The organism is Acetivibrio ethanolgignens (genome assembly GCF_001461035.1).
Classification (GTDB): Bacteria; Bacillota; Clostridia; order Lachnospirales; family Lachnospiraceae; genus Velocimicrobium; species Velocimicrobium ethanolgignens.
In genome coordinates this window covers 1-12,958 of sequence record NZ_LNAM01000156.1, presented here as the reverse complement: position 1 = coordinate 12,958, position 12,958 = coordinate 1, and the positions used below count along the sequence as shown (strand labels likewise).

13 protein-coding genes and 1 pseudogene are annotated in these 12,958 nt (G+C 41.6%); 3 read left to right on the top strand and 11 right to left on the bottom strand.

Features of this window, described 5'->3' with window-relative positions:
• Positions 1-324: 324 nt before the first annotated feature.
• A complete protein-coding gene (locus ASU35_RS09740) occupies positions 325-909 on the top strand; it encodes a PBECR4 domain-containing protein (protein ID WP_058352833.1) in 585 nt (194 codons plus the stop codon).
• Between the two features lie 112 nt (positions 910-1,021).
• Entirely contained in the window at positions 1,022-1,225 is a 204-nt protein-coding gene (locus ASU35_RS09735) for an LPXTG cell wall anchor domain-containing protein (protein WP_172794626.1), read from the top strand.
• A gap of 61 nt (positions 1,226-1,286) precedes the next feature.
• Here ASU35_RS09735 and ASU35_RS18705 read toward each other — a convergent pair.
• The 10 genes and pseudogenes from ASU35_RS18705 to ASU35_RS09690 all read right to left on the bottom strand — a co-directional run.
• Positions 1,287-1,523, bottom strand: a pseudogene (locus ASU35_RS18705) (IS5/IS1182 family transposase); the annotation flags it as partial.
• Positions 1,490-1,618 carry a hypothetical protein gene (locus ASU35_RS20475; protein ID WP_278278072.1) on the bottom strand — a complete coding sequence of 43 codons (129 nt, stop codon included), beginning with the start codon at positions 1,616-1,618 and terminating at the stop codon, positions 1,490-1,492. The pseudogene ASU35_RS18705 and the gene ASU35_RS20475, both read right to left, overlap by 34 nt.
• A gap of 269 nt (positions 1,619-1,887) precedes the next feature.
• The gene (locus tag ASU35_RS09725) at positions 1,888-2,208 is read right to left on the bottom strand and encodes a hypothetical protein (protein WP_242861252.1); all 321 of its coding nucleotides are present in this window, start codon (positions 2,206-2,208) and stop codon (positions 1,888-1,890) included.
• A 224-nt stretch (positions 2,209-2,432) separates the two neighbouring features.
• Positions 2,433-3,035, bottom strand: a complete 603-nt coding sequence (yihA, locus tag ASU35_RS09720; RefSeq protein WP_058352830.1) for a ribosome biogenesis GTP-binding protein YihA/YsxC — start codon at positions 3,033-3,035, stop codon at positions 2,433-2,435.
• 12 nt (positions 3,036-3,047) lie between these two features.
• Positions 3,048-5,378 (bottom strand): endopeptidase La, encoded by a 2,331-nt coding sequence (gene lon, locus ASU35_RS09715; RefSeq protein WP_058352829.1) that lies wholly within the window; start codon positions 5,376-5,378, stop codon positions 3,048-3,050.
• A 60-nt stretch (positions 5,379-5,438) separates the two neighbouring features.
• A complete protein-coding gene (gene clpX, locus ASU35_RS09710; RefSeq protein WP_058352828.1) occupies positions 5,439-6,734 on the bottom strand; it encodes an ATP-dependent Clp protease ATP-binding subunit ClpX in 1,296 nt (431 codons plus the stop codon).
• Positions 6,735-6,745: 11 nt separating this feature from the next.
• Positions 6,746-7,327: an ATP-dependent Clp endopeptidase proteolytic subunit ClpP gene (clpP, locus tag ASU35_RS09705; RefSeq protein ID WP_058352827.1), complete on the bottom strand. Its 582-nt coding sequence runs from the start codon at positions 7,325-7,327 to the stop codon at positions 6,746-6,748.
• Between the two features lie 81 nt (positions 7,328-7,408).
• Entirely contained in the window at positions 7,409-8,695 is a 1,287-nt protein-coding gene (gene tig, locus ASU35_RS09700; protein ID WP_058352826.1) for a trigger factor, read from the bottom strand.
• Between the two features lie 91 nt (positions 8,696-8,786).
• Positions 8,787-10,136 carry a phosphoglucosamine mutase gene (gene glmM / locus ASU35_RS09695; RefSeq protein WP_058352825.1) on the bottom strand — a complete coding sequence of 450 codons (1,350 nt, stop codon included), beginning with the start codon at positions 10,134-10,136 and terminating at the stop codon, positions 8,787-8,789.
• Between the two features lie 126 nt (positions 10,137-10,262).
• A complete protein-coding gene (locus ASU35_RS09690) occupies positions 10,263-10,487 on the bottom strand; it encodes an alpha/beta-type small acid-soluble spore protein (RefSeq protein WP_058352824.1) in 225 nt (74 codons plus the stop codon).
• 153 nt (positions 10,488-10,640) lie between these two features.
• Here ASU35_RS09690 and ASU35_RS09685 point away from each other — a divergent pair, with 153 nt between their 5' ends.
• Complete coding sequence (locus ASU35_RS09685; RefSeq protein ID WP_058352823.1) at positions 10,641-11,951, top strand: alanine/glycine:cation symporter family protein; 1,311 nt, start codon at positions 10,641-10,643, stop codon at positions 11,949-11,951.
• Between the two features lie 393 nt (positions 11,952-12,344).
• On the opposite strand, the gene ASU35_RS09680 is transcribed toward ASU35_RS09685, so the two are convergent.
• Positions 12,345-12,893, bottom strand: coding sequence for a DJ-1 family glyoxalase III (locus ASU35_RS09680; protein ID WP_058352822.1), 549 nt, complete (start codon positions 12,891-12,893; stop codon positions 12,345-12,347).
• Positions 12,894-12,958: the final 65 nt, after the last annotated feature.

Below are 12,958 nucleotides of genomic sequence, written 5' to 3'. Positions count from 1 at the left end.
CTACGGTGATGCCGAAGGTTTCCTTTGACTGGATACTCCGGTTCATGCATAAGAAAACTCCGTAAATACATTTCAGATTTGAAATAACTTCCATATGTGAAAAGTAATGAAAAGCACTTGATTTTCATTACTTTTTCTGCTATTATTTAATTGAACAAAGAAGATCGTGGTCGTTCGGCTCACGATTGGAGTTCCCAAAAGAGAGTTGGTTCGCTCTCCCGAATAGGCTAAATAGCTGAAAACCAAGGAACCTTACAAAAGAAATCGTAATGCTCCTGACTAAAAATCAGGAGCATTTTTCTTGTATTCATAGGTGGTATTATTATGGATGATTTAGTGAAAAAGTATAATGATTATATCCGGTTAAAAAATTGCAGAGTAGAATATGTGCTATCAAATGGAACAATAATTGATTTTACATATAAAGAAGAAAATTTTGTGCATCTATTAGGCTTACACAAGCTTGCTGATATTCAACTAATTCAATTATTCAATGACAAAAATAATAAAAAGGTACAGACAAAATATATTATCAGTCGTATTAAAAAAGGTAAGTTTACTGATGCAATGATTAAAGCAAGTGTATTCTATTCTGATATAGCTGAACGATATGAAAATTTTTCTTATGAAACTCTAACGACACTTACATATACCGATGCAGTAATCAATTTCAATCCAAACCCGATTCATTCCAAAATCAAAAGCGACTATTTACTTTTTGAGAAAAAAGCAAATAAAGAATATAATCACTTAGGCATTGCTTTTGATACATTGACTGGAGCAAGATACATAGAAACCTTCTTTCATCACCCAACTGATATGTATATTGCTGGTCAGATAGTTGTAAAAGTTAAGAGTTTTACGCTTTATTCTCCAGACAATCATATTATTGTCACCGATTCTTTTTAATAAATGTTAGCTATATCTTGCTTATCCGTTGTTTTAGCGGTTTCTATGGCTGCTAGTCCTGCATTTGGTGTTACTTTCTTGGAAGTAGATGATTACAGACCAGGTTCTAGGGATGATGAATATGAATTTTTTCTTGATTGCCTTAAGACGGGTGAGGCAACTGAACAAGAAATCGCATCTCTGTGCCGTGTGCGGAGCAAGCCTTTCTATCACGGAAATCCCGGCTACCAGCCCACTGCCAGTAGCAGCGTGGATAGGCATGGGAGCAATTCTTATTGCAGGGATTGGCTTTGTTATCTACAAAAAGAGAAAGTAAAATATAAAAGCTTTCAGAGTTTATCTGAGAGCTTTTCTTCTTTTTTTCTTTTATCAAGATATTTGTGAATGGCTAAATGTCCGGCTTTACACTGGTACATTCCTGCATCTTTATTAAATTTAAATTCATCTTCTTTTGCTGCTTCCATATTTTTCTTATCAGAATAAGCTTTATCACCAATCACTGCTTCAACCTGCATCCCCGCATCTCTGCTCTTTTGCACAAGTTTCGGCAACTCTTTACCATCTGTTTTTTCGCCACTGGTTATCGTAGCAGCTGTGATTTTTCTTTCATTGTTTCATCAACTTCATAGATGGTACGACGTAGCTTTTCTGATTGTTCCTGAAGTGCCTGACGTGGTGTTTTGGCAATCAGCATATCTAAAAGATTCATATCCTTCGTTCAACCATAAAAACACCACCTATATTTTACCAAATATAGGTGGTATTTTCTACTTTTTCAGTGCTCTCCTGTCAAGTTAAAGGGTGGTTTTCCTATGTAGGCCTACCTACAAAACGAAAAACGAATGCAAGTAAAGCCAAAAGTAAAAGACCAAAGGTCATTAAATCCTTAAAATCAAAATTTTTATTCTGATTTTCCATAGTTGCAAAATTTATTTTTCTACATCTGGTGCATTTAGCACCTTTCTTATCCCATTGTCCTTAATACATAATAGAGGAAGCAACAAAAGTTGCAATTGCTCCCCAGAAAAGCACTGCCAGTCCCATACCGACTGCCATAATGATCAGCTGTGCCCGGCAGTAATTCCTACGGTTTACATTGCCTGTACTTCCAAAAGCCCATACAAACAGCATGATAATTCCAATGAAAGGAATCAAGCCCACAATCAAGGTTATTAACCACTCTGCCATCGTCATCGGAGCCTCCTCCGGTGTCATATATGGTCCACCATAATTCTGATTATAGCTCTGCTGTGCATTACTTTCGCCATAGCTGTTATTAAAGTTGTTATTTTCGTCCATTTCCTTCCCTCTTTTCTATATGGTATAGAGCTTTCTACTGACTGAACAGCCAAGATAGCTTTGCTAAAAGGCTCCCTTCCAGTAGGTAAGCGGTTCTGTTTCTGGAAAATACTGGTACATCCGGTATCCATAATATACCACAAACAGAACTAAAACTATTATAACATATATCTTTATAAAAATACTATTCTTTTTTAATTATTTTTTTATAAATATGCCTCATCCTATCCTTCTTCCCGGAAATATTCCATAGAGGCCTCAATGTATTCCCATATCTCATCTCTACCGGACTTATTCAAGGCAGAAAATGGAATAATCGGCGTACCTTCGATACAGTTTAGCTTTTTCCTGATAATAGAGGTATGCTTCATAAGCTGCCCTCTACTTATCTTATCCGACTTAGTAGCTATTACAATCGGATTAAAGCCATACTCCAGACACCAGTGATACATGTCCACATCATTCTGTCCCGGCTCATGACGGATGTCCACCAGAAGAAAAAGAATCCTTAAGACCTTCGAGCCCTTTAAATAGCGATCAATCATCTTTCCCCATTTTTCCTTCGTTTCCTTAGACACCTTTGCATAGCCATAACCCGGCAAATCAACAAAATACAGCTCCTCATTAATATTATAAAAATTAATGGTCTGGGTCTTACCAGGCTGCTGGGAAGTCCTTGCATAGGATTTCCGGTTCATTAGGGCATTAATAAGAGATGATTTTCCTACATTTGACTTACCTGCAAAAGCCACCTCCATTAATTTATTGTCCGGTAGCTTACTGGTAATACCGCATACCGTCTCCAGATTTACACTTTTGACTACCATGATTTCTTTACCTCATTTCACAGCTTTATTTTCTGCAAATGCATAGCTGATTACCTGTTCCATCGTTTCTACTGGATATATTTTTAAACCTTCTAAAATCTCTGGTTCAATTTCCTCTAAATCTCTTTCATTTTCCTTTGGAATCAAAGCCATCTTAAGCTTTGCCATCTTAGCCGCCAGAAGCTTTTCCTTCAGACCACCAATCGGCAGAACTCTACCACGCAACGTGATTTCCCCTGTCATAGCAATATCTGCACGCACCTTTTTCCCAGTAATGGCTGACAGCATTGCCGTTGCCATCGTAATTCCGGCAGATGGACCATCCTTAGGTACAGCTCCCTCAGGAATGTGTACATGAATATCATGCTTTTCAAAGAAATCCTTTCGTATCTTCCACTGGCTGCTGACAGACCGGATATAGCTAATGCCCGCTACTGCCGATTCCTTCATTACATCACCAAGCTGTCCTGTCAGCTCAAATTCACCCTTTCCAGGCATGACATTCACTTCGATTTCCAAAGTTTCACCACCAACACTGGTCCAGGCAAGGCCTCTGACGATACCGACCTCATCCTCTTTGTTGGCTTCATTTACTGCATATTTTGGCTTTCCAAGATACTTTTCCAGATTCTTATCCGTCACCTTGATCTGCTTTTTATCGCTCTCTAACAGCTCTCTGGCTGCCTTCCGGCAGATTTCTCCCAGACGTCGTTCCAGATTACGGACTCCGGCCTCCTTCGTATAACCGGAAATAATCTGCTCCAAAGCCTTAACTGATACGGTAAGCTGTCCCTTGGAAAGACCATTTTTCTTCTTTGCCTTTTCCAAAAGATGCTCTTTTGCAATATGAAGCTTTTCATTTTCCGTATAGCTGCTGACCTCAATCAGCTCCATACGGTCTAGCAAAGGCCGCGGAATATCCTGGGCTGAATTAGCAGTAGCTATAAATAATACCTCTGACAAATCCAGGGGGATTTCTACATAGTGGTCTACAAAATGACTGTTCTGCTCTGCATCCAGCACCTCCAGCAGTGCTGAAGCCGTATCTCCCTTGTAATCACTGCTGGTCTTATCAATCTCATCCAGAAGAATCAGTGGATTTTTCACACCGGCACTTTTTAACCCGGCTGCCAGCCTTCCCGGCATGGCACCCACATAGGTTCTCCTATGTCCACGAATCTCTGCTTCGTCCCTGACGCCACCAAGACCAATACGAACATATTTCTTTCCAAGAGCCTCTGCTACTGACCTTGCAATCGAAGTCTTACCAGTACCCGGAGGGCCTACCAGACAGATAATCGGGCTGTCCCCCTTTTCCGTTAAGGCCCGGACTGCCAAGAACTCCAATACTCTATCCTTTACCTTTTTCAGACCGTAATGATCCCGGTTCAGTACCTTCATCGCATTTTTAATATCTGGATTATCGACACTTTTCTTGTCCCATGGCAAAGCCAGCAAGGCTTCAATATATCCACGGATTACCGCACTTTCGGAGGAAGAGCTTCCAACACTTTTAAAACGCTTGATTTCCTTACGAATCTTTTCTTTTACCTCAGAAGAAGCCTCCAGCTCCTCTACCGCCTTTTTATAGCCTTCAGCATCATTAGAGACATTTTCTCCCAGTTCTTCCTGGATGACCTTCATCTGCTCCCGCAAAAGATATTCCTTTTGGTTTTTATCTACCTGCTCCTTGACCCTCCCTTGAAATTCACTGCGAATCCGGAGAATCTGAATCTCATTGGCAATCAAAACTGCTAAGGCATTAAATTGACCTACGACAGTAAGCTCCTCTAAAACAGCCTGCTTCTCCTCCATTGTAACAGGAATATTATTAATAATCTCTTCTACCAGACGGCTAAGATTTTTAACATCTGTGATTTTTTGCATTACGTTATTTAAAGAATTTCCCATCAGGGCAGCATAGAGCTTCATCAGCTCCTTTAGTTCCCGAAGCATAGCTTCTTTTTCTATATCGGTAAGGCTATCAAGACTTGTGTCTTCTTCTTTTGATACCTCACCCAATAAAAATGGCTCCAGCTGGGTCAGTTCCCCTAAGGTTCCCCGCTCAATACCTGCAGTCATGACACGAAGCAGATTATCTGGCAGCCGTACCAGCTGTTTTACCACAGAAATTGTGCCTACATCATATAAATCATCTCGCTCCGGCTCTTCTAGCCTTGCATCCTTTTGTGCTACAATAAAGACCTTCTGATCCTTTAATATAGCTTCCTCTATTGCTGCTACCGTTTTTTCTCTTTTAATATCAAAATGAAGCATCATTCCCGGAAGCACATTCATTCCCCGAAGTGCTATCACAGGTATGCTAAATGTCTCCTTGTTCATTTGCAACCTCATTTCTGCATTTTCTAAAAAAGGGCCGTTGCCATACAACCGCCCTTTTTTTTACGCAATTTCATCGTCTGTCTTTTTTCTGGTTCCTTTTTTCGTGCCCAGCTTTTTCGGCTCTGTGCCTTCTACACATTCCAGTAATGGTTCCTCTTTGCCTTCTATCGAGGCCTCAGTAATCAGACAACGTGTTACCTGCCCATTCGATGGAATCTGGTACATCGTATTCATCATCGCTTTTTCCAGAATCGCCCGGAGTCCTCTGGCTCCGGTCTTTCTCTCCAATGCCTGCTTCGCTACAGCACGAAGTGCTTCCTCTTCAAAATCAAGACTGACACCATCCAGTTCAAAAAGCTTCTTGTACTGTTTAACAATGGCGTTCTTAGGTTCTATAAGAATGCGCATCAGTGCCCCTTCATCTAGCATATCCAGTCCAACACAGACCGGTACACGGCCTACAAACTCCGGAATCAGACCAAACTTAACAAAATCCTGTGGCAATACCTGCTTAAACAGCTCGCCAATGTTCTTCTTTTCCCGGCTCTGAATCTGGGCATTAAAGCCAATGGATTTCTTTCCAATACGGCTTTCGATAATCTTTTCCAGACCATCAAAGGCTCCGCCGCAGATAAAAAGAATGTTGGTTGTATCAATCTGAATAAACTCCTGATGTGGATGCTTTCTTCCACCCTGTGGTGGCACACTTGCAACTGTACCCTCTAAAATCTTAAGAAGGGCCTGCTGTACACCCTCACCAGAAACATCTCTTGTAATAGACGTATTTTCAGACTTTCTGGTAATCTTATCTATCTCATCAATATAGATAATACCGTGCTCTGCACGCTCAATATCATAATCTGCTGCCTGGATAATCTTAAGCAGGATATTTTCCACATCCTCACCTACATATCCAGCCTCTGTCAATGCTGTCGCATCTGCAATGGCAAAGGGCACATTTAAAAGTCTTGCCAAAGTCTGGGCTAAGAAGGTCTTACCGGAGCCGGTAGGTCCTACCATGATAATGTTACTCTTCTGAATTTCTACATCCAGGCTCTTTTCTGCCATAACTCTCTTATAATGGTTATAGACAGCTACAGAAAGTGCAACCTTTGCTTCATCCTGTCCAATAACATACTCATCTAAAAACGCCTTGATTTCCATTGGTCTCAGCAGATTTATGCCTTCTGCACTTTCTTCTATTTCTTCAAATTCCTCTTCGATAATCTCCGAACAGATTTCAATACATTCATCGCAGATGTATACGTTTGGCCCGGCAATCAGCTTTCGCACCTGGTCCTGTGTCTTATTACAGAAGGAACAGCGTAATTGTTTTCTTTCTTCTCGATTTGCCATTCTTGGTTCTCCTATTTACGGGTGATAATACTGTCAATCAGACCATATTCCTTTGCTTCCTCTGCCGACATATAATTATCACGCTCAGTATCAACTTCAATTACATCAATTGGCTTACCTGTATTGGCTGCCAAAATCTCATTTAATTTCTTCTTTGTCTTCAAAATGTTGTCAGCGACAATCTTAATATCAGTAGCCTGACCTCTGGCACCACCGGATGGCTGATGAATCATAACCTCCGCATTTGGAAGGGCAAATCTCTTACCCTTAGCACCACCTGCCAACAGGAAAGCTCCCATGCTGGCCGCCATACCAATACAGATGGTAGATACATCACATTTAATATAGTTCATGGTATCATAAATAGCCATACCTGCCGTTACAGACCCCCCTGGGCTATTGATATACAAATGGATATCCTTTCCTGGATCCTCTGCTTCTAAAAATAGCAACTGGGCTACAATCAGGCTTGCAGAGGTATCGGTTACTTCCTCACCCAGAAAAATAATTCTGTCCTTTAATAATCTGGAATAAATATCATAGGACCGCTCACCACGGCTTGTCTGCTCAATAACATATGGGACTAAGCTCATACTTATACCTCCTTTGAAAATACGTTAAGTGAATAGCAGGCAAAGCCTGCTATTCACTAAAAAGTTCTGTTCTAATTATAATTATTTCTCAACTGCAGCATTGGTTACAAACTCAACAGCCTTCTGTACAGCCATATCCTCTGCAATCTGCTCTCTCTCTACATCACCGATTAAGGTCTTTAGCTTCTCAACCTCCATCTGATACATAGAAGCCATATCAACGATTTCTTTCTCAATATCTTCCTCAGATGCAACGATATTCTCAGCCTTAGCAACAGCCTCTAATACAAGACGACTCTGGATTCTCTTTAATGCCTGTGGCTTTAAGGTCTCGATGAGCTTATTTCTATCCATACCGGTGAACTGGAAGTACTGCTCTACCGTAAGACCCTGAGACTGGATTCTTTGTGCAAACTCATCTGCCATCTGACGAACCTGTCCATTAATCATTGGCTCTGGAATATCCATAGTTGCATTCTCAATAATCTTTTCAACAACAGCCTCTTCCTTTGCGTTCTTAGCCTGAGCTTCCTTTCTCTGGGAAAGTGTCTTTCTAACATCCTCTTTATATTCATCTAAGGAGTCAAATTCAGAAACATCCTGTGCGAAATCATCATCTAACTCAGGAAGCTCCTTTACCTTGATTTCTTTAATTGTAACCTTGAACATAGCAGGCTTGCCAGCAAGCTCCTTTGCCTGATAATCCTCTGGGAAGGTAACATTTACCTCTACCTCTTCGCCGATGTTCTTTCCAACCAGCTGCTCCTCAAAGGTATCAATGAAGGAATGAGAGCCAAGAGTCAAAGGATAATCCTCATCCTTACCGCCTTCAAAAGCAACGCCATCTACAAAGCCTTCAAAATCAATGACTGTCATATCGCCATTTTCTGCTGCTCTGTCCTCTACAGCAATAGTTCTGGAATTCTGCTCTCTTACGCGGTCAAGCTCTGCCAAAAGCTCTTCATCAGAAACGCTGACATCCATCTTTTCTACTTCAATACCCTTATATTCACCTAAAGTAACCTCTGGCTTTACAGCAACCTCTGCTGTGAAGATAAAGGATTTGCCCTTCTCAATCTGAGTTACATCAATCTCCGGCTGAGATACGATATCCAGGCCGCTTTCCTCTGCTGCCTTCTCATAAGCCTCTGGGATAATGCTATTGGCTGCATCTTCATAGAAGATACCTGCACCATACATCTTCTCAATCATAGCCTGTGGTACCTTTCCCTTACGGAAGCCCGGTATATTAATACGATTCTTGTTTTTATTGTATGCCTTCTTCATAGCAGCTTCAAATTCTTCTGCACTAATCTCTATTGTAAGCTTTGCCATATTTCTCTCTAAATTTTCAACCTGTACACTCATTTAACTTTTCCTCCTTAATTTTGCGTTCTAATACGCTTTTACAGTATAACACGAGTTTACTGTAATTTCCAGTTATTTTTTCTTATATGCTTTATTCTGGTAGCACATGGCCTCTCCGGTTTAATACCTCCAGCACAGAATCCACATATTTTTTGCAGATTTCATCGGATTTAGCTTCTACCATAACCCGCAGCACCGGCTCTGTACCGCTTTCTCTTAAAAGGATGCGTCCTTCACTTCCAAGCTCTTTTTCTGCCTTTTCTACAACTGCTACAACCTCTTCATCTTGTCTTGCCAGTGGCTTGCTAGCAACCCGTACATTGACCAGAAGCTGGGGATAAATTTCTATCTCTTTTGTAAGCTCGGAAAGCTTCGTCTTCTTCTCCAGCATAACCTCCATCAGCATTAGAGAGGTAAGTACACCATCTCCCGTTGCTGCATATTTGCTGAAAATAATATGTCCTGACTGTTCTCCACCAAGGCGGTGACCATTCTTCATCATATTTTCATATACATACTTGTCACCAACGGCTGTCTTTTCATAAGAAATACCACAACGGTCAAAGGCCTTATAGAGTCCAAAATTGGACATAATTGTTGTTACAACGGTATCATTGGCAAGCTCGCCCTTTTCCTTCATATATCTTCCACAAATATACAAAATCAAATCGCCGTCAATAATATTTCCCTTATCATCAATAGCCAGGCATCGGTCAGCATCACCATCATAGGCAAAGCCTACATCTAGTCCCTTTTCCTTCACATAGTTCTGAAGCTCCTCTATGTGGGTAGATCCACAGTTCAAATTAATGTTCGTTCCATCCGGTTCATTGTGAATGACATAGGTTCTGGCTCCAAGGGCATCAAATACCCCCTTGGCTACAGCGGTAGCTGAACCATTGGCACAGTCAAGACCTACCTTAATATCCTTAAAGGAACGGGTAGCTAAAGACATCAGATAACCAATATAGCGATGACGTCCAATAGAATAATCGGTCACCTTTCCGATATTCTCTCTGGTGGCTAGCGGAAGCTCATCCAGCGGATTATCAATGTATTCTTCAATAAGCTCTTCTATCTCTGTTTCCAGCTTATGTCCGCTTCCATTTAAAATTTTAATTCCATTGTCATAGTAGGGATTGTGGCTGGCAGATATCATAATTCCACAGTCAAAGTCCTCGCTTCGGATTACATAAGAAACACTTGGAGTTGTTGTAACGTGTAAAAGGTATACATCTGCTCCACTGGCAGTCAATCCCGCACTCAAGGCATCCTCAAGCATATAACTGGATCGTCTGGTGTCCTTGCCGATTACAATTCTCGCCTTATGTTCCTTTCCGTAATAATGTCCCAGAAAACGGCCTACCTTATAAGCATGCATCACAGTAAGGCTTACATTTGCCTCTCCCCGGAACCCATCTGTGCCAAAATATTTTGCCATACGTTATTCTTCCTTTCAAAAAAACGTCTCAACTGTCATCATATCATATCTTTTTCTTTTTGGCAAGAAAAAAGGTGCAAAAGCGTTGTTCGCTCTGCACCTTCTTTATTTTGAAGCACCAAAGGCTTACTGCATACCACCCTGTCCAGACATGGATTCTTCCTGCTTTTTGATCATCTGTCTTACCATCTCGCCACCGATAGAGCCAGTCTGCTTGCTGGTTAAGTCTCCATTGTAGCCCTGCTTTAAAGGTACACCGATTTCAGATGCTACTTCCATTTTAAAACGATCCATAGCTTCCTTTGCCTGTGGCACTTCCATTCTGTTACTTCCACTGTTATTACTTGACATAATTTTTACCTCCGAAAATCTCTTTTACTTTTCTATTCGATAAGCTCACTGCTTATCTTGGTATTATTATGTCACCTCTGGAAAAAATTATTTTGGTAATTGCTGGTATAATTCTGTCATTTTTTGCATAATTTAGTGAAAAAGGTGTTTTGTATGCTTTCCTTTTTTCATTCCCTAAATGCAGTTTTATGGGGTGTTCCCCTTCTTCTCGTTCTCCTTGGCACCCATCTTTATTTTACTCTTTTTCTTGGATTTATACAAAAAAAGACCTTTCGCGGCATCCGTCTGTCCATCTCCTCAGGAAGCGGTTCCGCCTTTGCATCTCTGGCTACTACTCTGGCTGCAACTCTTGGTACAGGCAATATTATTGGTGTTTCAACCGCCGTCTACTTAGGCGGTCCCGGAGCTGTCTTCTGGTGCTGGCTGACCGGTATTTTTGGCATGGCAACTACCTATGCGGAGTGCTATCTGTCCTTTCTGTTTCGCCAGCCTCTTAGCTCTGCTTCCTCCAGCACTCCCCGTTGCATTGGTGGTCCTATGTATGTCTTACGCTATGGCTTACATAAAAAAGGCTTGGCCGCCTTCTACAGTCTTTGCATCATACTTTCCTCCTTTGGCGTCGGCTGTACAACCCAGGCTAACTCCCTGGCAGCAGCTGCCCGGCAGCTGCTTCATCTTCCATCTTATCTTACCGGACTTTTTACTGCCCTGCTTATTGGCTATATCATTTTAGGCGGTTCCAGTGCCATCGAGGATTTTTGTGTCAGACTTGTCCCTTTCATGGGCGGCCTGTATCTGTTAGGCTGTATTATTATCCTTATTCTCAATAGCACTTATCTGCCAACAGCCCTTGCAACTGTATTTACCACTGCTTTTTCTCCCAAAGCTGCCGCTGCCGGTATCGGAGGCGGTATCCTTGCCTGTACCTTGAAAACAGCCGCCCGCTACGGTATTGCCCGGGGACTTTTTACCAATGAAGCCGGTATCGGTTCTGCCGGTATTGCCGCTGCCTCCGGCATGAGCAAGACACCACAGCAGCAGGCACTTGTCTCCATGACAGCCACCTTCTGGGATACTGTTGTCGTCTGTGCCGTCACAGGCCTAGCTATCCTGACCCATCTGCTTCGATTTCCAGACTCAGTCAGCAAAAGCACAGCAGGTACATTGACCCATGCTGCCTTTTCTCAGATTCCGGTAATCGGCAGCCCCCTTCTTAACATCTGCCTGATTCTTTTTGCCTTTGCTACTCTTACCGGCTGGTATTACTTTGGACAGCAGGCCTTTTTCTACCTGTTTCCAAAAAAACACCCAGGTATCTACCAGACCATCTATCTGGTTATGATTTTCCTGGGTGCTGTACTTTCTCTTGAACTGGTATGGGAAATCTCCGATACCCTCAATTTCTTGCTTCTTCTGCCAAACCTGACGGCTCTTTACTGCTTGAAAGGGAAAATTGAAGTATAGGCTTCTATAATTTTGTTTTGTAGGTTTATTTTAATTTCCAAGGGACCAAAAGAGTGTTGTTATTATAGTTCGTAAGCTAGGACTACAAAGGGCGATAATTCTAGAAAAATGCATCTAATTTACCATAAGCGACGAGTACGCATTTTTAAGAATTATCAGCCCTTCTGCGTATAGCTTATTCACTATAATAACAACACTCTTTTTTGTCTCTTGAAATTCAAAAAATCTACAATTCAAACTTCCAGTCTGGTAAATTTCAAAATAGCTAGTAACTTTACGTCGAAAAGGAGCGAGCTATCAAACATAAAACTTTATAGAAAATCTCTCTATTATTTACTATCTACTTCATTTTTCTTTTCAAAACATATTTCTACTGACAAACCAAGATTACTCTTACAAAAACTGAATCTGTTCCTTTATCTTTGCTGCCTTTTCAGCCCCAAGAAGCTGTTCCACAATCGCCAGTCCAAACTCCACAGCTGCTCCAAGGCCTCTGGCAGTAATCACATTGCCATCAACAACGCAAGGCTCCTTTACTACCTCTGCCCCGATAAGCTCCTTTTCAAAGCCCGGGTAGCAGGTTGCCTTCTTTCCCTCCAGGATACCATGAGCTCCCAGAACAGAAGGTGCTGCACAAATCGCTGCCAGCTTTTTCCCAGTCCGGTGAAATGCCTTCAGCTGCTCGACAAGTTCTTTATGAGCCGCCAGATTCCTAGTACCCGGCATCCCACCTGGAAGCACCAGCATGTCAGCCTCTGCTGGATTAATTTCTTCATATAAGCTGTCAGCCTCAAGCACTATCCCATGAGAACTGGTAACCCGTTTCTCTTCTGTAACAGAAACCATCTCCATACTAATACCTGCTCTTCTTACAATATCTACTGTCATCAGGGCTTCTACCTCTTCAAAGCCCTCTGCCAGAAAAATATATACCTTACTCATAGTATATCTCCTCGTATAATAAGTTTGTAAGCAAGGAAAACAGCTTACAGACTTATTTTTTTGGG

What these genes read in the sequence shown, in the direction of transcription:
- ASU35_RS09740 (WP_058352833.1), top strand. Translation starts at nt 325, where the DNA reads ATGGATGATTTAGTGAAAAAGTATAATGATTATATCCGGTTAAAAAAT.
- ASU35_RS09735 (WP_172794626.1), top strand. Translation starts at nt 1,022, where the DNA reads ATGATGAATATGAATTTTTTCTTGATTGCCTTAAGACGGGTGAGGCAA.
- ASU35_RS20475 (WP_278278072.1), bottom strand. Translation starts at nt 1,618, where the DNA reads ATGAATCTTTTAGATATGCTGATTGCCAAAACACCACGTCAGGCACTT.
- ASU35_RS09725 (WP_242861252.1), bottom strand. Translation starts at nt 2,208, where the DNA reads ATGGACGAAAATAACAACTTTAATAACAGCTATGGCGAAAGTAATGCA.
- yihA (WP_058352830.1), bottom strand. Translation starts at nt 3,035, where the DNA reads ATGGTAGTCAAAAGTGTAAATCTGGAGACGGTATGCGGTATTACCAGT.
- lon (WP_058352829.1), bottom strand. Translation starts at nt 5,378, where the DNA reads ATGAACAAGGAGACATTTAGCATACCTGTGATAGCACTTCGGGGAATG.
- clpX (WP_058352828.1), bottom strand. Translation starts at nt 6,734, where the DNA reads ATGGCAAATCGAGAAGAAAGAAAACAATTACGCTGTTCCTTCTGTAAT.
- clpP (WP_058352827.1), bottom strand. Translation starts at nt 7,327, where the DNA reads ATGAGCTTAGTCCCATATGTTATTGAGCAGACAAGCCGTGGTGAGCGG.
- tig (WP_058352826.1), bottom strand. Translation starts at nt 8,695, where the DNA reads ATGAGTGTACAGGTTGAAAATTTAGAGAGAAATATGGCAAAGCTTACA.
- glmM (WP_058352825.1), bottom strand. Translation starts at nt 10,136, where the DNA reads ATGGCAAAATATTTTGGCACAGATGGGTTCCGGGGAGAGGCAAATGTA.
- ASU35_RS09690 (WP_058352824.1), bottom strand. Translation starts at nt 10,487, where the DNA reads ATGTCAAGTAATAACAGTGGAAGTAACAGAATGGAAGTGCCACAGGCA.
- ASU35_RS09685 (WP_058352823.1), top strand. Translation starts at nt 10,641, where the DNA reads ATGCTTTCCTTTTTTCATTCCCTAAATGCAGTTTTATGGGGTGTTCCC.
- ASU35_RS09680 (WP_058352822.1), bottom strand. Translation starts at nt 12,893, where the DNA reads ATGAGTAAGGTATATATTTTTCTGGCAGAGGGCTTTGAAGAGGTAGAA.